This is a genomic window from Sphingomonadaceae bacterium OTU29LAMAA1, assembly GCA_024072375.1.
GTDB lineage: Bacteria > Pseudomonadota > Alphaproteobacteria > Sphingomonadales > Sphingomonadaceae > Sphingomonas.
Genome location: CP099617.1, coordinates 1,456,711 through 1,475,067, shown reverse-complemented (window position 1 = coordinate 1,475,067; position 18,357 = coordinate 1,456,711). Strand labels below are relative to the sequence as shown.

General features: G+C 67.5%; 18 protein-coding genes. 15 read left to right on the top strand and 3 right to left on the bottom strand.

Annotated features, from left to right (window positions below; all coding sequences use genetic code 11):
- Positions 1 to 61: 61 nt before the first annotated feature.
- The 3 genes from NF699_07300 to NF699_07290 form a co-directional block, all read right to left on the bottom strand.
- A complete protein-coding gene (locus tag NF699_07300) occupies positions 62 to 772 on the bottom strand; it encodes a ParA family protein (GenBank protein USU06455.1) in 711 nt (236 codons plus the stop codon).
- 109 nt (positions 773 to 881) lie between these two features.
- Entirely contained in the window at positions 882 to 1,268 is a 387-nt protein-coding gene (locus tag NF699_07295; GenBank protein USU06454.1) for a hypothetical protein, read from the bottom strand.
- A gap of 81 nt (positions 1,269 to 1,349) precedes the next feature.
- Complete coding sequence (locus NF699_07290; protein ID USU06453.1) at positions 1,350 to 2,660, bottom strand: type VI secretion protein ImpB; 1,311 nt, start codon at positions 2,658 to 2,660, stop codon at positions 1,350 to 1,352.
- A 105-nt stretch (positions 2,661 to 2,765) separates the two neighbouring features.
- Here NF699_07290 and NF699_07285 point away from each other — a divergent pair, with 105 nt between their 5' ends.
- The 15 genes from NF699_07285 to murB all read left to right on the top strand — a co-directional run bounded on the left by NF699_07285 (position 2,766) and on the right by murB (position 18,349).
- Complete coding sequence (locus NF699_07285; GenBank protein ID USU06452.1) at positions 2,766 to 3,734, top strand: cysteine synthase A; 969 nt, start codon at positions 2,766 to 2,768, stop codon at positions 3,732 to 3,734.
- A 90-nt stretch (positions 3,735 to 3,824) separates the two neighbouring features.
- Positions 3,825 to 4,070, top strand: coding sequence for a hypothetical protein (locus NF699_07280; GenBank protein ID USU06451.1), 246 nt, complete (start codon positions 3,825 to 3,827; stop codon positions 4,068 to 4,070).
- Positions 4,071 to 4,382: 312 nt separating this feature from the next.
- The gene (locus tag NF699_07275) at positions 4,383 to 4,883 is read left to right on the top strand and encodes a division/cell wall cluster transcriptional repressor MraZ (GenBank protein USU06450.1); all 501 of its coding nucleotides are present in this window, start codon (positions 4,383 to 4,385) and stop codon (positions 4,881 to 4,883) included.
- The gene (gene rsmH / locus NF699_07270) at positions 4,880 to 5,818 is read left to right on the top strand and encodes a 16S rRNA (cytosine(1402)-N(4))-methyltransferase RsmH (protein USU06449.1); all 939 of its coding nucleotides are present in this window, start codon (positions 4,880 to 4,882) and stop codon (positions 5,816 to 5,818) included. Before NF699_07275 ends, rsmH begins: the two co-directional genes overlap by 4 nt.
- Positions 5,815 to 6,453, top strand: coding sequence for a hypothetical protein (locus NF699_07265; GenBank protein ID USU06448.1), 639 nt, complete (start codon positions 5,815 to 5,817; stop codon positions 6,451 to 6,453). The genes rsmH and NF699_07265 overlap by 4 nt, the downstream gene beginning before the upstream one ends.
- Positions 6,450 to 8,165: a penicillin-binding protein 2 gene (locus tag NF699_07260; protein ID USU06447.1), complete on the top strand. Its 1,716-nt coding sequence runs from the start codon at positions 6,450 to 6,452 to the stop codon at positions 8,163 to 8,165. The genes NF699_07265 and NF699_07260 overlap by 4 nt, the downstream gene beginning before the upstream one ends.
- 10 nt (positions 8,166 to 8,175) lie before the next feature.
- Complete coding sequence (locus NF699_07255; GenBank protein ID USU06446.1) at positions 8,176 to 9,591, top strand: UDP-N-acetylmuramoyl-L-alanyl-D-glutamate--2,6-diaminopimelate ligase; 1,416 nt, start codon at positions 8,176 to 8,178, stop codon at positions 9,589 to 9,591.
- Positions 9,592 to 9,694: 103 nt separating this feature from the next.
- On the top strand, positions 9,695 to 11,089 hold the full coding sequence (locus NF699_07250) for a UDP-N-acetylmuramoyl-tripeptide--D-alanyl-D-alanine ligase (protein ID USU06445.1): 1,395 nt from the start codon (positions 9,695 to 9,697) through the stop codon (positions 11,087 to 11,089).
- Positions 11,090 to 12,160 (top strand): phospho-N-acetylmuramoyl-pentapeptide-transferase, encoded by a 1,071-nt coding sequence (gene mraY, locus NF699_07245; protein USU06444.1) that lies wholly within the window; start codon positions 11,090 to 11,092, stop codon positions 12,158 to 12,160.
- Positions 12,157 to 13,452, top strand: a complete 1,296-nt coding sequence (gene murD / locus NF699_07240; protein ID USU06443.1) for a UDP-N-acetylmuramoyl-L-alanine--D-glutamate ligase — start codon at positions 12,157 to 12,159, stop codon at positions 13,450 to 13,452. The genes mraY and murD overlap by 4 nt, the downstream gene beginning before the upstream one ends.
- A gap of 11 nt (positions 13,453 to 13,463) precedes the next feature.
- Positions 13,464 to 14,696, top strand: coding sequence for a putative lipid II flippase FtsW (locus tag NF699_07235; protein ID USU07028.1), 1,233 nt, complete (start codon positions 13,464 to 13,466; stop codon positions 14,694 to 14,696).
- Complete coding sequence (murG, locus tag NF699_07230; GenBank protein USU06442.1) at positions 14,681 to 15,838, top strand: undecaprenyldiphospho-muramoylpentapeptide beta-N-acetylglucosaminyltransferase; 1,158 nt, start codon at positions 14,681 to 14,683, stop codon at positions 15,836 to 15,838. Before NF699_07235 ends, murG begins: the two co-directional genes overlap by 16 nt.
- Complete coding sequence (gene murC / locus NF699_07225; protein USU07027.1) at positions 15,838 to 17,253, top strand: UDP-N-acetylmuramate--L-alanine ligase; 1,416 nt, start codon at positions 15,838 to 15,840, stop codon at positions 17,251 to 17,253. The genes murG and murC overlap by 1 nt, the downstream gene beginning before the upstream one ends.
- Positions 17,250 to 17,450, top strand: coding sequence for a hypothetical protein (locus NF699_07220; GenBank protein USU06441.1), 201 nt, complete (start codon positions 17,250 to 17,252; stop codon positions 17,448 to 17,450). The genes murC and NF699_07220 overlap by 4 nt, the downstream gene beginning before the upstream one ends.
- Before the next feature lie 17 nt (positions 17,451 to 17,467).
- Positions 17,468 to 18,349, top strand: coding sequence for a UDP-N-acetylmuramate dehydrogenase (gene murB / locus NF699_07215; GenBank protein ID USU07026.1), 882 nt, complete (start codon positions 17,468 to 17,470; stop codon positions 18,347 to 18,349).
- Positions 18,350 to 18,357 lie beyond the last annotated feature (8 nt).

Genomic DNA, 18,357 nt, shown 5'->3' with positions numbered 1-18,357 from the left:
AGGTCGGGAAACATGCCTTTGGAGGAAGGATCGTGCAGGACAGGTGCAGACTGGCACGGCATCACGCAGACAGGCGGCGTTCGATCGTCGTCCACAAGTTGCCGAACGCGACCGCCGCCGCCGATCGGGGCGCGTAGCTGCCCAGCGGCGCTCGATGCTCGGCCATCGCTTCGACCGCGCTGGCCATCGGGATCGTGGGCCAGTCGGGCTGCGCCGCGACGGCATCCGCATGCAGCCGGCGGCGGCGATCGACCATCGTGTGAACGGGCAGGACCGGCACCTTGCCGCCGACGTGACGCACGACCTCGTCATGCGCACGCTGGGCAAACGGCGACGGGATGACCGGCAGGACGATCAGATCGGCGGCACGGATCACCTGTTCGCTGGTCTCGGTCAGGCCGGGCGGGCAATCGAGCACCACGTGATCGTAGTCGCCCAGCCGTTCGATGAGGCGGTCGAGGCGCCGCCGCTTGCCGATGTCGTGCAACAGGATGTCGAGCGTGCGGAGCGAGGCGTCGGCAGGCATCAGATCGAGCCCGGGGATGTCCGTCGGCCGGACATGCGCGGCGACCTTGCTGTCGCGCGTGAACACGGCGCGTGCCTGATCCCCGCCCGGCGCGCGATCGAGCATCCACGTGCTCGCCGCCTGCGGATCGAGGTCCCACAGCACCGTCCTGCGGTTCGACCGGATTGCAGAGCACCAGGCGAGGTTGATCGCCAGCGTGGTCTTTCCGACGCCGCCCTTCGAACTGTAGATCGCGATCGTGGCCATGGCGGGATGGTACCGGGACGGACCCGTCCCAGCAATCCGCTACCGCGCCCAATAAGCAAAGGGCCGGCGGATACATCCGCCGGCTCGGTTTCGTGTTATGCCGAAACGCTTACGACTTGCAGGTCTGCGACGGCTTGCCCGGTTGCGTCACCGTGATGCTCGACGGCGTGCCGGTCAGCGACCAGCCACCCTCGGCCGTCAGCGGATCGCCGGCGGTTTCGGCGGTCAGGCGGTTGATCGTGCCGGTCGGCGTCGTCTTCACGAAGGCCAGCTTGTCGCCGTTGAACAGCGTCACGTACAACAGGCTGTTGTCCTTGCAGCGGAACGTCTTCTCCGCCTTGATCGACGGCGGCAGTTCGACCGGGGCGCGATTGGCGAGTTCGGTCGCCATCGGATCGGGATTGGAATCGAGCACATCGGGCTCGGCGGGCTTGGAGTTGCAGGCAGCCAGCGCAAGCAGCGCGGCAGTGGCGGAGAGGAGGAGGGGGCTCTTCATAGCGCCACGACGCTTTGCGCATGCAGCACGGAGCGTCAAGCTGGATGGCTGATATATGTGAGACCCTGTCTCAAATTGCGGTCATTCGTGGAATTCGTCGAGGTCGGGGATTCGTCCGAAGGCGATCTTGGTGCCGATCCGGTCCAGTCGACCGCCGTTCAACGGTCCGACACTGACGGCATGCCGCCCGAAACGCTGGTTGATCCGGTCCATCGCCCGCGACAGCGACAGTCCACGTGTTTCACGGGCCAGCGGATCGTCGGGATCGAGTGCGGCGAACAGCGACCCCTGCTCCCCGACCGCGGGTTCGATCTCGCACAGCGTCACTCCGATCATCCGCAGCTGTCCGCCACCGGGCCGTCCGCGGCACGCGTCGCGCAAACGCGGAAGCAACGTCTCCAGCCGTTCGAGCACGACGAAACTGTCCTGCGTCGCCGGCAGCTTGCACGAGGTGCGCCAGGCGGATTTATCATCTTCGAACTTCACATGGAGAACCAGCAGGCGGGCGCGGCAGGCCTTGCGACGCAGTCGGCTCGCGGCCTTCAACGCCAGTCGTCGCGCGGTGAGGCGGGCCGGATCGGCGCCGCGTCGGCCGGGCGACAATACGTGGCTGTGACCGATCGTCCGCGACATCGTCGCCTTTTCCGGCAGATCGACGCCGTGCAGCAGATACCAGAGCCGATCACCGTTGGTGCCGCCCCATGCGGTGCCGGCATCGCGCGGACGGCGCTCGCAAAGCTGCCTGATATCGTTGACGCCGTCGCGCGCCAGCCGTCCTTCCATCTTCGCGCCGATCCCCGCAATCTCGCGCAATGCCAATGGATAGAGCGCCTGCGGCAGGTCCTCCGCCTCGAAGGTGACGAGGCCGTCCGGCTTCTGCAGGTCGGACGCCAGTTTCGCCAGCAGGCGGTTGGGCGCGATGCCGACCGAACAGGTCAGCCGGTCGCCGACACGGGCGCGGATACCTGCCTTGATCCGCCGCGCGAGCGCCTCGGCCGAGGCGCGATCGTTCTCGTTGTCGAGCAGGCGACAGGCCATCTCGTCGATCGAACAGACGCGAGTCACGGGAATGTGGCGCCATACCTCGGCGACGATCCGTTCGTGAAATTCGACGTATTTCTCGTGACGCGCCGGTGTGACGATCAGTTCTCGGCACCGCTGCTTCGCTTCCCACACCGGCGTGCCGGTGGAGATGCCGAAACGCTTCGCCTCGATCGAGGCGGCGATGGCGACGGTGGTATCGCTGCCCACCGGCGCGACGATGACCGGTCTGCCGCGAAGCGTCGGCTGAAGCTGTTGTTCGACGCTGGCGAAGTAGGAATTGAGATCGAGGAACAGCCAGCGCAGCGGCCGTGGCGGGAGGTCCAGGGGCTGGCGAGTCGCGGACGGCATGATCGGAACATTAGCAGAACACAGGTGCAGCCGGGAGTGGGGACTTCATACACCCCAAGATCAGCTTCGCTTGCCGCTCGCGTTGCCACACGCCATCTAGCGGTGATGCATACGACCCCCGACACATTGGCCCTGATCGGCAACACGCCCCTCGTCCGTCTGCGTGGACCAAGCGAGGCCACCGGCTGCGACATCTTCGGCAAATGCGAATTCGCCAACCCGGGTGCATCGGTGAAGGATCGCGCGGCGCTGTCGATCGTCGAGGATGCCGAAGCGCGCGGCGTGCTGCACCCCGGCGGTACGATCGTCGAGGGGACGGCGGGCAACACCGGCATCGGGCTGGCGCTCGTCGCCAACGCCAAGGGCTACAGGACGATCATCGTCATGCCCGAGACGCAAAGCCGGGAAAAGATGGATACGCTGCGGGCGCTCGGGGCCGAACTGGTGCTGGTGCCCGCAGCGCCCTACGCCAGCCCCTGTCACTTCGTGCACACCAGCCGCCGGATTGCCGAGGAGCGCGACAATGCGATCTGGGCCAATCAGTTCGACAACGTCGCCAACCGGCGTGCGCATATCGTAGGCACCGCGGAGGAGATCTGGCAGCAGATGGACGGCCGGATCGACGGGTTTACCTGCGCGGCCGGCACCGGCGGGACGATCGCCGGTGTCGGGCTCGGGCTGAAGGCGAAGGATGAAAGCGTGTGCATCGCGCTCAGCGATCCGCATGGCGCGGCGCTGTACGAATTTTACGCCAACGGCGAATTGCGGTCGGAGGGCACGTCGGTGGCCGAAGGGATCGGACAGGGGCGGATCACCGCCAATCTGGAAGGCGCCCCGATCGATACGCAGTTCCGCATTTCCGATCAGGAGGGCTATCGCTGGGTGCGGCGACTGCTCGACGAGGAAGGGCTGTGTCTGGGCCTGTCGTCGGGCATCAACGTCGCCGGCGCGGTGCGGCTGGCGGAGCATCTGGGACCCGGAAAGAGGATCGCCACCATCCTGTGCGATACCGGCTTCCGCTATCTGTCGACGCTCCACGATCCGGAATGGCGCGCAGCCAAGGGACTGGGGTGAGTCGCCCGCTTTTCCGCCATTCGACAAACGGATGACGAAGCGGTACAGCGACACGGCAAGATGAGAGCCGCTAGAGACACGCACCAGACGATGCAACGGATCAAGGTCGGGATCATCGGCCTCGTCGCCGTGGTGCTGCTGATCGTCGTCGCCAGCGCAATCCTGGGTTCCGCCACGCGAGAGCGGCCGATCGCGACCGCCGGATCGGCGCAGGCGGACGTGGTCGCGAACATGGCGATGACCAACGCCGGCGCTGCCGCCATCGACGGATCGGGCGAGCCGCTGGCCGAACTCGGCGTCGCACCGCCGACGGCCAACAGCCAGGCCGCCCGCTGATATCATGATCGCCGTAGTTCGAGGAAATCCGGGGACAGGAATGCCGTCGGTCTCGGCCTTGCGCCTGCAGCAATCGGGCAATTGCCGCGTATTGTTGTCGGAACGGGGTCACATCAACACCGGATAGCCTGACATCGGGTGTGATTTCCCCGCTCATCCCCAAAAATCCCGTTGCTTCCCCGGTGGCCTGTTGATACCAACGGTCAACAACGGGGCAGGCATCACCGATTTGCGTTTTCGCAAGACGTCGAGAGACGGCGACAGGCCGTTTTTCGAAACGGTGAGCCGTGCGCGTCAGGGTGCGAGACGGGCGTGTCGGAAAGGGGCGATTATCAGGGAAGTGGACTTGCTCTTGTCGACGACAAGGGACGGGTCGCCATCCCCAACGCGCTCCGCAGCACGCTGGCCGAGAATGCGCCCCGCGCCGACGGCAAGGACGGCGGCACCGTCATCATCGCCGCGCACGAGGATCAGCCCTGCCTGATCGCCTATGACCCTGCCTACATCGCCGAACTGAAGCGCGAACTGAACGAACGTGTCGCCCTGTCGCGCGGTGTCGACGGCAAGATCGATCACAATATCAAACGCGGCGGCGCGAATGGCGAAGCGGTGCCGTTCGATGGTTCCGGGCGCTTCATCATGCCCGGCTTTCCCCGCTTCTACGCCAACATCGGCGCGCACGCCTTCTTCTGGGGCACGCTCGACTATATCGAGATCTGGGATCCGAAGACCCTGCTGTCGACGCCGGGAATTGCGCCGCAGATGGTCGCCGCCTGCCGCTATTACTGTCAGGACAAGGGAATAGCGCTGTGACGGATGCGCCCCACGTCCCCGTGCTGCTCGAAGAGGTGATCGCCGCGCTCGCTCCTGCCCCGGGCGAGACGATGGTCGATGCCACCTACGGCGCCGGCGGCTACACGCGTGCGATTCTCGCGACCGGCGCGCAGGTCATCGCCTTCGATCGCGATCCGGACGCGATCGCCGTGGGCCGCGCAGCGAACATTCCCGGCCTGACGCTGGTGCACAGCGACTTCTCCGCATTGGAGGCGGCGCTGGACGGTCCGGTCGACGGGCTGACGATGGATATCGGCGTGTCGTCGATGCAGCTCGATCAGGCGGAGCGCGGCTTTTCGTTCCAGTCGGACGGCCCTCTCGACATGCGGATGGCGCAGGAGGGCGCGAGCGCGGCCGACTTCCTCAACGAAGCGGACGAAGAGGCGATCGCCGACGTTCTGTACCATTACGGCGACGAGCCCAAGTCGCGCCGCGTCGCGCGCGCGATCGTCGCCGCGCGCCCGCTGACCCGGACGTCGGAGCTGGCCCACGTCGTCCGCAAGGCGCTCGGCTACCGCCCGCATGACAAGAAGGACCCGGCGACGCGCACCTTCCAGGCGATTCGCATCCACGTGAACCGGGAACTCGGCGAACTGGCGGACGGCCTCGCCGCGGCCGAGCGCGCGTTGAAGCCGGGCGGTCGTTTGGCGGTGGTCACCTTCCACAGTCTGGAGGATCGCATGGTGAAGCGGTTCCTGCGCGACCGGTCCGGCAATACCCCCGGCGGTTCGCGGCACCTGCCGCAGGCGAGTACGGTGGTGGCACCCAGTTTCGAAGCGGTCGGCCGTGCGGTGCGCGCGGGCGAGGCGGAAGTGGCGCGCAACCCGCGCGCCCGATCGGCGACTTTACGGACTGCGCGGCGGACGGCGGCCCCCGCTTGGAACAGCAACGACTTGGCGGAGGTGGCATTATGACTGCGGCGTATCGGTTCAAGGGGATCGGGTGGTTCGGTGGCTGCGTCGCCATCGTCCTCGGTTTCTACCTGGTGTCGCTGCAGGTCGCGGCGGAGCGCAAGAAGCTGGAAGGCATGGATCGCAAGATCGATTCCGCCGAGCGCGATATCCGCGCGCTCGAGACCGAGTTCGAGACACGTGCGAACCTCGCCCAGCTGGAAAAGTGGAACGGCGAGACGCTGGCGCTCGCCGCGCCGGTCGCGCACCAGTTCGTCACTGACGAAGCGGCGCTCGCCAGCCTCGACGTCAATCAGATCGGCCTGCCGATGCAGCCGGGCATGCAGACCGCCGCGCTGGTCGTGCCGTCGCTGCCGACGATCGCCACACCGGCTCCGACCGCCGCTCCTGCCGCGGCTACGCCTGCCGTCATTCAGGTCGCCGCTGCCATGCCGACCGCCAAACGCGCGGTGATCCGTGTCGCCGCAATCGCGAAGAGCGCGCCGCTGATCGCCAAGCTGGACGAGGCGGCTCGCGGCAAGGCGGCCGTCGCCAAGGTCCGGCCGCAGGCGGTGGCGATGCTCGACAAGAAGCTGCTGTCCGACACGACGCTCGGCGATATCCTCAGCAGCGCGCGTGCGGAGGCCCGCAAGCGTTGACCGTCATCGTCGCCCGTCCGGTGCCGCAGCGGCGTAGCGCGGGCCAACGCCATGCGTTGGTGGCGACCTCGCATACGCGGCTGATGATGTTGCTGATGCTGTTCGCGGCGGCGGTGACGTTGGTCATCGGGCGGCTGGCGATGCTGGGCGTGCTGTCGGGCGGCGAGGCGGAGGCGCGGGTCGCGGCACTCGCGGCGCGTGGCGACATCGTCGATCGCAACGGCGCGCCGCTCGCCCGTACGATCGACGCGTGGACGATCGCGGTCCACCCCAGGAAGATCATCGGCGATAAGATGGAGATCGCCAGTCGTCTGGCGGCCCTGATGCCCGATCGCGGCGATCAGGCGTGGTTCTATGGTCAGCTGACCCGCAACGTCAGCTTCGTCTATCTCCAGCGGCGCGCCAGTCCGGCACTGGTCGAACAGGTCAATGCGATCGGCGAGCCGGCGCTGGTGTTCGCGCGCGAAACGCAGCGGCTGTACCCGCAGTCGACGATGGCGAGCCACGCGCTCGGTTTCCTGTCGACCGACGGCCACGGCATGAGCGGCATGGAGCGCGTGCTCGACGAGCGGCTGCTCGACCCGACCAAGGCGGGCCAGCCGGTGGCATTGTCGCTGGATGCCCGCGTGCAGGCGGCGATGGAGAGCGAACTCGGCCGCGCGATGGGGACTTTCTCGGCGCGCGGCGCAGGCGGCATCGTCCTCGATGTTGCGACCGGCGAGGTGATCGCGATGGTCTCGCTGCCGACGTTCAACCCCAATCGCGTCGGCATGGCGGGCAGCGAAGAACTGCGCAACATCACGACGCAGAGTGTGTTCGAGCTGGGATCGACGTTCAAGCCGATCACGATGGCGACGGCGATGGATACCGGGGTGGTGACGTCGTTCGCGCGCCGCTTCGACGCGACGCATCCGCTGAAGGTCGGCGGCTATACCATCCACGATGAGCGCGGCGATCCGAAGCGCTGGCTCAACATGGCGGAAACACTGATCTATTCGTCGAACATCGCGACCGCGCGGGTGGCCGACGAAATCGGACCGCAGCGGATGCAGACGATGTTCCGCAAGCTCGGCTTTGACACCAAGCCCGATATCGAGCTGCGCGAGAAGGGGCGTCCGCTGATGCCGACCTATTGGGCGCGCACGACGACGATGACGACGGCGTACGGCCATGGCATCGCGGTGACGCCGCTGCACCTCGCCAGCGCTTATGCCGCGCTGGTCAACGGCGGGGTATGGCGGCCGGCGACGCTGCTGAAGGTCGCACCGGGCCACGCCCCGGTCGGTCGCCGCGTGATCAGCGAGCAGACCAGCGCGCGAATGCGCCAGATGCTGCGGCTGATCGTCCTGCGTGGCACGGGCCGCAAGGGTGAAGCTCCGGGCTATCGCGTCGGCGGCAAGACGGGTACGGCGGAGGCCGCGGTGGCGGGCGGCTACGATCGATCGCGCAATGTCGCCACCTTCGCCGCGGCGTTCCCGATGGATCAGCCGCGTTATGTCGTGCTGGCGATGCTCGATTCGCCACTGGGGACGAAGGAGACTGGCGGGTGGAAAACCGCTGCGTGGAACGCCGCACCTGTGGTCGGCCGGACGATTTCGCGAGTGGGCGCGATGCTCGGCGTCGTTCCCGACGCGACGCGCGACATCGACGTGTCCGACATCGTCCCGACCTTGTGGCAGGACCCCAGCCGCACGACGCCGACCGGTCAGTGAGCGCGGACCGATGAAGCTGGCAACCCTGACCGGCGGTGGCGAAGACGTCGCCGTCACCGGATTTGCGATCGATCACCGCAAGGTAGCACCCGGCACCGTGTTCGGCGCCTTCCAGGGCGTGCGGGTGAACGGGGAGGACTATATCGCAGAGGCGGTGCGCTCGGGCGCGGTAGCGATCGTCGTACGGCCGGGCGTGAGGGTGGATGGCGCCGTGGCTATCCATGCGGAAAATCCACGCGAATGTTTCGCGCAGCTGGCCGCCAAATTCTTCGCGCCGTTTCCCGGTGTCGCGGTGGCGGTGACCGGCACCAACGGCAAGACCTCGACGGTCGAGATGACACGGCAATTGTGGCGGATGGCGGGCGTACATGCCGCCTCGATCGGCACGCTGGGCGTCACCACCGCGGACGAGCGGGTGACGACCGGGCTGACCACGCCCGATGTGGTGACGTTCCTGTCCAACGTCGCCGGACTGGCGCGCGAGGGCGTGACCCACGTCGCGTTCGAGGCGTCGAGCCACGGGCTGGTGCAATATCGGACCGAGGGTCTGAACGTCGCCGCTGCCGCGTTCACCAATCTGTCGCGCGATCATCTCGATTATCACGGCGACATGGGCGCCTATCTCACCGCCAAGCTGCGGCTGTTTTCAGAGGTGCTGAGCACGGACGGCACCGCGGTGGTGTGGGCGGACGACGTCGAATCGGCGCGGGTGATCGATCTGGCGCAGGCGCGCGGCAACCGGCTGGTGACGGTCGGCGAGCGCGGCGCCACGCTGCGATTGGTCGGCCGGGATCCGACCTTGCTGGGGCAGGGGCTGACGATCGAGGCGGAGGGGCAGACGCATCGCGTCACGCTGCCGCTGATCGGCGGCTATCAGGCGGCGAACGCGCTGGTCGCGGCGGGGCTGGTGATCGCGACCGGCGGCGACGTCGCCAGGACGATTGCCGACCTTGCCCGATTGCAGCCGGTTCGAGGGCGGCTGGAGCGTGCGGTGATCACGCGGACCGGCGCGCCCGTCTACGTCGATTATGCCCATACGCCCGATGCGCTGGAAGCGGCGATCGCGGCGCTGAAGCCGCATGCCGGCGGACGCCTGATCGTGGTGTTCGGGGCGGGCGGGGACCGCGACGCCGGCAAGCGCGAGACGATGGGGCAGGTCGCGCAGATGCAAGCCGACCTCGCTATCGTTACCGACGACAATCCCCGGACCGAGGACCCGTCGGCGATCCGCGCCGCGATCCTGAAGGGTGCGACGCAGGCGCGCGAGATCGGCGACCGTCGCGAGGCCATCCGGTTTGCGATCCAGCAGGCGGAGGCGCAGGATATCGTCCTGATCGCCGGCAAGGGCCATGAGCAGGGCCAGATCGTCGGCGACATGGAATTGCCGTTCGACGACGTGACGGTCGCACGCGAGTGCGCGGCGTGATGGGCCGGCGCGCCGCTCACCGTCGCGAACCTTTCCTTTGCGGAAGTCCTACTCCACCACGCTTCGCGAGCGCGGTTTCCCTTCCCGTGCCGGGGAGGATTGGATGACGCTCTGGACTGCCGCGGAGATTGCCGCCGCAACCTATGGCGTCGCCTCTGCCGACTTTGCCGCCGGTGGCGTCGCCTTCGACAGCCGCGAGGTCGGTCCGGGCGATCTGTTCGTCGCGCTGACCGGCGACAGTACCGACGGCCATCGCTTCCTCGACCAGGCCTTCGCGCAAGGCGCTGCGGGCGCGATCGTATCGGCCGATACGGCGCATCCGCACGTCCGCGTCGCCGACACCTTTGCCGCGCTCAACGATCTCGGCCGCGCGGCGCGGGCACGTATGGCGAGCACGGTAATCGGCGTCACCGGTTCGGTCGGCAAGACCAGCGCCAAGGAAGCATTGTTCGCGGCGCTCGACCGGTCGCTACCCGGCGACGTCCACCGGTCGGTAAAGAGTTACAACAACCACACCGGCGTGCCGCTCAGCCTCGCCCGCATGCCGCGCGACACGAAGGTCGGCGTGTTCGAAATGGGGATGAACCACGCCGGGGAACTCGGCGTGCTGACCGGGCTGGTTCGCCCGCACATCGCGATCGTGACCGCGATCGCACCCGCCCATACCGCGTTCTTTGCCGACGAAAGCGCCATCGCCGATGCGAAGGGCGAGATCTTTCGTGGGCTCGAACCCGGTGGCGTCGCGATCGTGCCTTATGACAGCCCGCACCGCGACCGGCTGATCGCCGCCGCCGCGCCGTATGCCGCGCGCACGATCACCTTCGGCCTCGACAAGGGCGCCGACGTGCGCGCGGTAGAGGCGATGCGGTTGCCCTCCGGCGCCTCGTTCGTCACCGCGAAACTGGGGGATCGGGAATTGTCGTTCACCCTGTCGCAGCCGGGCATGCATTGGGTATCCAACGCGCTCGCCGTTCTTGCCGCCGTCGACGTAGCAGGCGCCGATCTGGCGCGCGCCGGCCTCGCGCTGGCGGAGATGGGCGGGCTGGCCGGCCGCGGCGCCCGCTTCCTCGCACCCGCCGTGGGTGGCGACATGCTGGTCATCGACGAAAGCTACAATGCCAATCCAGCATCGATGCGGGCGACGCTCGCGGTGCTTGCCGAAGAGCCGGGGCGGCATATCGCAGTGCTGGGCGAGATGCGCGAACTCGGCGATGCCTCGGCCGGCTATCACGCGGATCTGGCCGACCCCATTCTGGCGGCACGCGTCGAAGCGGCGCTGCTGGTCGGCGAAGCGATGACGCCGCTCGCGCAAGCCCTTGAGGGGCGGGTCGAAGTCATGCATGTGCCCGACGCTGCGACAGCGCTCGGCCGTCTGAAGGATCTGGCTCGCGCCGGCGATGCATTGCTCGTCAAGGGGTCCAACGGGGTCGGGTTGTCGCGGGTCGTCGCGGGACTCGCCAATGCTGGCGCGTCGCAGGCGCAGGGGGTCGGAACGTAAATGCTGTACTGGATCGCCGAGCACCTGGGCTTCACCGGGCTGCTGAACCTCATCCGCTACCAATCCTTCCGGACCGGGGCGGCGGTGGCGACGGCGCTTCTGATCGGGCTGATCATCGGGCCGCGCTTCATCGGCTGGCTGCGCGTGCGGCAGGGCAAGGGGCAACCGATCCGCGCCGACGGACCGCAGACGCACCTCGCCAAGCGCGGCACGCCGACGATGGGCGGGCTGATGATCCTGACCAGCATGGCGCTCGCCATCCTGATCTGGATGGACCTCAGCAACCCCTATGTCTGGGCCTGCCTGTTCGTGACGTTGGGCTTCGGCGCGATCGGCTTCATGGACGATTACGACAAGGTGACGAAGGCGAGCACCGCCGGCGTCTCCGGCCGTACGCGCCTGTTGCTGGAATTCGCCATCGCCGGCACTGCGTCGTGGATCATCATGGGGCAGAACGGACCGCATCTGTACCTGCCGTTCACCGATCGCATGTACCTGGACCTCGGCTATTTCTTCCCGCTGTTCGCGGCGTTCACGATCGTCGCGTTCGGCAACGCGGTGAACCTGACTGACGGGCTCGATGGGTTGGCGACGATGCCCGTGATCATCGCCAGCGTCGCGTTCATGCTGATCGTCTACCTTGCGGGCAACGTGAAGTTCGCGACCTATCTCGGCATCCCGCACGTGCCGGGCGCGGGTGAGCTGGCGATCTTCTGCGGCGCGGTGGTCGGCGCCGGCCTCGCCTTCCTGTGGTTCAACGCGCCGCCCGCCGCGGTGTTCATGGGCGACACCGGCAGCCTCGCGCTGGGCGGCGCGCTCGGTACGATCGCGGTCGTCGCGCACCACGAGATCGTGCTCGGCATCGTCGGCGGCCTGTTCGTTGCCGAGGCGATGTCGGTGATCATCCAGGTGTTCTTCTACAAGCGCACCGGCAAGCGCATCTTCCGCATGGCGCCGATCCACCACCACTTCGAGCAACTCGGCTGGAGCGAGCCGACCGTCGTGATCCGCTTCTGGATCATCAGCCTCGTGCTGGCGCTCGCCGGCCTGTCGACGTTGAAGTTGCGGTGATCGCCTCCAGGACCTTCGAGGGCAAGCGTTACGCCGTGCTGGGTCTGGCGCGCTCCGGCCTCGCTACCGTACGGGCGCTGGCGAAGAGCGGCGCGCATGTCGTGGCATGGGACAGCGATGCCGCGGCACGCGAGCGTGCGGCCGGGGTGAACGGGGTCATCGTCCACGACATCGCGACATTGAACCTCGAAGGCGCGGCGGGACTGGTCGTGTCGCCGGGAGTACCCCTCAACACGCATCCGCTGGTCGAGCGGGCGCGGGTGGCAGGCGTGCCGGTGATCGGCGACATCGAATTGTTCGCGCAGGCCCGCGGCGAACTGCCGGCGCACACGGTCGTCGGCATCACCGGCACCAACGGCAAGTCGACGACGACCGCGCTGGTCCATCATATTCTCACCACCGCCGGCCGGCCCACATCGATGGGCGGCAATATCGGCCTGCCCATTCTGGGTCAGGAGCCGCTGCCGGAAGGCGGCGTCTACGTGCTGGAACTCTCCAGCTATCAGATCGACCTGACGCAGAGCCTCGACTGCGAGATCGCAGTGCTCCTGAACATCACGCCCGATCATCTCGACCGATATGACGGGTTCGAGAGTTACGCCGCATCGAAGGCGCGCATCTTCGCGATGCAGTCCCCGGATCATGACGCGGTGATCGGCATCGGCGATGCGGCATCGGCGCAGATCGCACGCAGCCTGTCGGCGCGGGGCGAGCACCTGACCAAGATCGCGCCCGGCGTGTGCATGGACCAGAGCCGGTGGCCGGCGCTGCAAGGCCCGCACAATGCGCAAAATGCCCTTGCCGCGATCGCGGTCGCCAAGGCGCTGGGCGCGTCCGAAGCCGATATCGACCGGGGCCTCGCCACCTACGTCAGCCTGGCGCATCGCATGCAGACGATCGCGGTCCGCAACGGCGTGACCTTCGTCGACGACAGCAAGGCGACGAATCCCGAAAGCACGGCGCCCGCGCTGGGTGCCTTCGCCCGCGTGCGCTGGATCGTCGGCGGCAAGCGCAAGGGTGACGACCTCGAGGCCTGCGCACCCTATTTCGATCGCGTCGTCGCGGCGTACACGATCGGCGAGGCGGGGCCGCTGTTCCACGAACTGCTGACCGGCCGAGTCCCGGCCGTGGAGGCGGCGGGCGACCTCGCCACCGCGGTCGCCCATGCTGCCGCTGCCGCACGCGACGGAGACGTGGTGTTGTTGTCGCCGGCTTGTGCTAGCTTCGATCAATTCCGCGATTACGAAGATCGCGGGGCCGCATTCCGGGCTGCGGTGGAGGCCCTTCCATGAACGGCACGAGCATGGCGGAGCCGATAGGGGCGGAGCCCGCGAGCGACACGCTGATCGCCAAGGTGAAGCGGCGCGGCGGGCGTGGCGATTCGTCGCCGCTCGGCACGTGGTTCTGGGACATCGACCGGATGCTCCTGCTGTTGACGCTGTTCCTGATCGCGATCGGCCTGATCGCGGTGGCGGCGGCTAGCCCGGCGACCGCGGTCCGTTATTCGGGCGAGCATCACAAGTTCACCCCGCTCTATTATTTCTGGCGGCAGCTGATCTGGGTCGGCGTGTCGCTGCCGGTGCTGTTCGGCGTGTCGATGCTACCGGTGCCGCTCGCACGGCGGCTGGCGCTGGTCGGCGCGGGCATATTGATCGTCTGCCTTGCGCTGACGCCGTTCGTGGGGAACAGCATCAACGGTGCGCGGCGCTGGATCGGCTATGGCTTCGCCTCGTTCCAGCCATCGGAATTCCTCAAGCCGCTGTTCATCGTCACGGTCGCGTGGCTGTTGTCGCTGAAGGCCAAGGACCCCGAGCTGCCGACCGTCCTCATCACCGGCGGGCTGACCGGCACGATTGCAGTGCTGCTGATGTTGCAGCCCGATTTCGGCCAGACGGTGATCTTTTGCACCGTATGGATGGCGTTGCTCATGATCGCCGGCACGCCGATGCGCATTCTGGGTACGATCATCGGCATGGTGCCGGTCGGGCTGGTCGCCGCTTATATGTTCTACGGCACCGCGCGCAATCGCATCGACGCGTTCCTGTTTCCCGGCGTCGAGGGTGAGGGCGCGAGCGATCACTTCCAGACCAACGCCGCGCATGCGACGATCACCAGCGGCGGCTGGACCGGCACCGGCCCCGGCGGCGGTACGGCGAAGTTCGGCCTGCCGGAGGCGCATACCGACTATATCTATTCGGTGATCGGCGAGGAATTCGGCCTGATCGCCTGTTCGATCATCGCCCTGGTGTTCCTCGCGATCGTCGTGCGGGTGTTCGTCAAGCTGCTGGACGAACAGGACGAATTCAAGCTGCTCGCCGCCTCCGGGCTGGCGGTGCAGTTCGGCGCGCAGGCGCTGGTGTCGATGGCGGTCAACACCGGCCTCGCGCCGTCGAAGGGCATGACGCTGCCGTTCATCAGCTATGGCGGGTCGTCGATGATCGCGCTGTCGATCGGGATGGGCTTGCTGCTGGCGTTCACACGGCGCAATCCGTTCCTGACGCGCAGTCCGTATGTGGTCAGATGGGGTTCGAATTGAGCAAGCATTACGTCCTCGCCGCCGGCGGTACGGGCGGACACATGGTCCCCGCGGCGGCGCTGGCGGAGGAATTGACCCGGCGCGGTCATCGCGTGGCGCTGGTCAGCGATGCGCGCGGCGTGCGCTTCCCGGGGCTGTTCGAGGGCATCCAGACACACGTCCTGCCCGCCGGGCGGTTTCAGGTGAAGAAGCCGCTCGGCTGGCCATCGGCGGTGCGCGAGATGGTGCGCGGGCGGGCGATGGCACGCGAATTGTACCGCACGTTCAAGCCCGCCGCGGTGATCGGCTTCGGCGGCTATCCTGCCATGCCGGCGTTGCTGGCGGCGTTCGCGGACAAGATCCCGACCGCGGTGCACGAACAGAATGCGGTGCTGGGCCGCGTCAACCGGCTGGTCGCCAGCCGTGTTGCCGCCATTGCGACGTCGTACAAGCTGACCGAGCGGCTGGCGGCGAAGCTGTCGCCCAAGGTCCATCTCGTCGGCAATCCGGTGCGTGAGGCCGTGCTGGCACTGCGCACCCGGCCCTATCCCTTGCTGGAAGAGGACGGCATCTTCCGCGTGCTCGTCACCGGGGGCAGTCAGGGTGCGAGTGTTCTGAGTCAGGTGGTGCCGGACGGCCTCGCGATGCTGCCGGTCACCTTCCGGCGCCGGTTGCAGGTGACGCATCAGGCGCGGATCGAGGATATCGATGCGGTGCGCGCGAAATATGCCGAGCACCAGATCCCGGCCGATCTCGCCACCTACCTGCCCGACATGCCCGAGCAACTGGCGTGGGCGCATCTGGTGATTGCGCGTGCCGGCGCATCGACGATCGCCGAACTGACCGCTGCCGGTCGTCCGGCGATCCTCGTGCCGTTGCCCGGTGCGACCGACGATCACCAGACGGCGAATGCGCGCGAGATCACCAGGGCGGGCGGCGCACGCACGATCCCGCAGCCCGAATTCACCGCCGTAGAACTCGCCAAGCAGATGCAGAAGCTGGGCCTCGATCCCGCCGCGCTCGAGAATGCCGCGACGCGGGCGAAGAGTGTCGGGCGACCGAAGGCGGTGAGCGACCTGGCCGATCTGGTCGAGAGCCTTGATGCGCCACTGTCGCGACTCCCGGTGGGGAAACCTGCCAATCAGAAGGCAGCTTTCGCATGATCCGCGGCGTTGCGACCGACATCGGACCGATCCATTTCGTCGGCATCGGCGGCATCGGCATGTCGGGTATCGCCGAGGTGATGAAGAACCTCGGTTACACCGTACAGGGATCGGACGTAGCCGAGGGCTATGTCGTGCAGGGGCTGCGCGACAAGGGCATCCCCGTCGCGATCGGCCACGCCGCCAGCAACGTTGCGGATGCGGCGGTGGTGGTGACGTCCACCGCGATCGTGCGGTCCAACCCGGAGGTCGAGGCGGCGCTGGAACGGCGCATCCCGGTGGTCCGCCGCGCCGAGATGCTGGCCGAGCTGATGCGGCTGAAATCCACCGTCGCGGTCGCCGGCACGCACGGCAAGACCACGACGACGTCGATGGTCGCCGCGCTGCTCGATGCTGGCGGTGTCGATCCGACCGTCATCAATGGCGGCATCATCAACAGCTACGGTTCGAACGCCCGGCTGGGTGCGAGCGACTGGATGGTGGTGGAGGCGGACGAGAGCGACGGCAGTTTCCTGCGCCTCGATGGCACGATCGCGGTCGTCACCAATATCGATCCCGAACATCTCGACCATTACGGCAGCTTCGACGGCGTGAAGGACGCGTTCGTCGAGTTCGTCGAGAACGTACCCTTCTATGGCGCGGCGCTGCTGTGCCTCGACCATCCCGAAGTGCAGAACATACTGCCGCGGGTGCGCGACCGACGCGTGGTCACTTACGGTTTCTCTGCGCAGGCGGATATCCGCGGCGTCAACGTCACGCCGGTCCCGGGCGGCAACCGCTTCGAATGCATCGTCCGCACCCGTGATGGCGCGACACGGTCGATCGAGAATATCGAACTGCCGATGCCGGGCCGGCACAACGTCCAGAATGCGCTGGCGGCGATCGGTGTGGCGCTGGAACTCGGCATCCCCGACGCAACGATCCAGCGGGGCTTTTCCGCGTTCGGCGGCGTCAAGCGACGCTTCACCAAGGTCGGCGAAGTGCCCGTCGAGACCGGGGCCGTCACGATCATCGACGATTACGGTCACCACCCGGTCGAGATCCGTGCGGTGCTCGCGGCGGCCCGCGAAGGCGCGCAAGGGCGTGTGATCGCCGTCGTCCAGCCACACCGCTATTCGCGGCTGGCGTCGCTGATGGAAGACTTCCAGACCGCCTTCAACGACGCCGATCGCGTGCTTGTAACCCCGGTCTATGCCGCCGGCGAAGCGCCGGTCGAGGGCGTCGACGCGCAGGCGCTGGTCGACGGATTGAAACGGCGCGGCCATCGTTCGGCGGCGACCGTGGCCGATGCGGACGCGTTGGCGGACGAACTCGCCGCGACGGTGCAGCCGAACGACATGATCGTCTGCCTCGGCGCTGGTGACATCACGAAGTGGGCCGCAGGGCTGGCCGCTGCGATCGGGGAACGGCGATGAACGACTGGTTCGATGCGAGCCTGAAGCTCCAGAAGCAGATGCTCGATGCGCAGCGCAAGTCGCTCGATGCCGGCGGTCACGCGGTCGGCGCGGGCGAGGCGATGGTGCAGGCGCAGGAGGCGACGCGCAAGGCGGCCGAAGCGAACCTCGCCGCGTTCCAGGCGTGGACCCGATTGTGGGGCGTCGGGCCTTGGTAGGCGATGCCGTCCTCGATCTGCCGACCGTGCGCGGGCGCCTGACCGAGCGGGCGGCGCTGGCGCCGCTGGTCTGGTTCAAGGCGGGTGGGGCGGCGCAATGGCTGTTCGAGCCGAAGGATGCCGACGACCTCGCCGCGTTCCTGCGCGATCTCGATCCCGCCGTGCCGGTCATGGCGCTCGGCCTTGGTTCCAACATGATCGTCCGTGATGGTGGCGTGCCGGGCGTGGTGATCCGGTTGGGCAAGGCTTTCGCGCAGGTCGATCGGCTGGACGCGACCACCTTGCGCTGCGGCGGCGGGGCGAGCGGTATTCTGGTGTCCTCGACCGCGCGCGATGCGGGGATCGGCGGGGTCGAGTTCCTGCGTTCGATCCCCGGCACGGTCGGCGGCTTCGTCCGGATGAACGGTGGCGCCTATGGCCGCGAGGTGAAGGACGTGCTGGTCGAGTGCGACGTGGTGCTGCGATCGGGCGAGCGGCGCACGTTGAGCCTGGGCGATCTCGGCTACACCTATCGCCACAGCGCATTGCCGGATGGCGCGGTGGTGATCGCCGCGACGTTCCGCGGCCATGCAGCCGAACCCGCTGCGATCGGCGCGGAGATGGACCGTATCGCCGCCGAGCGGGAGGCGTCGCAGCCGCTGCGCAGCAAGACCGGCGGATCGACCTTCAAGAACCCGGCGGGGCACAAGGCCTGGGCGCTGATCGACGCCGCCGGCTGTCGCGGCTTGACCCGCGGCGATGCGCAGGTATCCGAAAAGCATTGTAATTTCCTGCTCAACCTCGGCGCCGCGACATCGGCGGATATCGAGGCGCTGGGCGAAGAGGTACGTGACAAGGTGAAGGCGCATGCGGGGGTGACGCTGGAATGGGAAATCCAGCGGGTCGGGGTGACGGCGTGAGCGGGCTG

Bases quoted from the DNA above. Each gene is read 5' to 3' on its own strand.
- NF699_07220 (USU06441.1), top strand. From the start codon at position 17,250: ATGAACGACTGGTTCGATGCGAGCCTGAAGCTCCAGAAGCAGATGCTC.
- murG (USU06442.1), top strand. From the start codon at position 14,681: ATGGGGTTCGAATTGAGCAAGCATTACGTCCTCGCCGCCGGCGGTACG.
- NF699_07285 (USU06452.1), top strand. From the start codon at position 2,766: ATGCATACGACCCCCGACACATTGGCCCTGATCGGCAACACGCCCCTC.
- mraY (USU06444.1), top strand. From the start codon at position 11,090: ATGCTGTACTGGATCGCCGAGCACCTGGGCTTCACCGGGCTGCTGAAC.
- NF699_07255 (USU06446.1), top strand. From the start codon at position 8,176: ATGAAGCTGGCAACCCTGACCGGCGGTGGCGAAGACGTCGCCGTCACC.
- NF699_07265 (USU06448.1), top strand. From the start codon at position 5,815: ATGACTGCGGCGTATCGGTTCAAGGGGATCGGGTGGTTCGGTGGCTGC.
- NF699_07250 (USU06445.1), top strand. From the start codon at position 9,695: ATGACGCTCTGGACTGCCGCGGAGATTGCCGCCGCAACCTATGGCGTC.
- NF699_07280 (USU06451.1), top strand. From the start codon at position 3,825: ATGCAACGGATCAAGGTCGGGATCATCGGCCTCGTCGCCGTGGTGCTG.
- NF699_07235 (USU07028.1), top strand. From the start codon at position 13,464: ATGGCGGAGCCGATAGGGGCGGAGCCCGCGAGCGACACGCTGATCGCC.
- NF699_07290 (USU06453.1), bottom strand. From the start codon at position 2,660: ATGCCGTCCGCGACTCGCCAGCCCCTGGACCTCCCGCCACGGCCGCTG.
- NF699_07300 (USU06455.1), bottom strand. From the start codon at position 772: ATGGCCACGATCGCGATCTACAGTTCGAAGGGCGGCGTCGGAAAGACC.
- NF699_07295 (USU06454.1), bottom strand. From the start codon at position 1,268: ATGAAGAGCCCCCTCCTCCTCTCCGCCACTGCCGCGCTGCTTGCGCTG.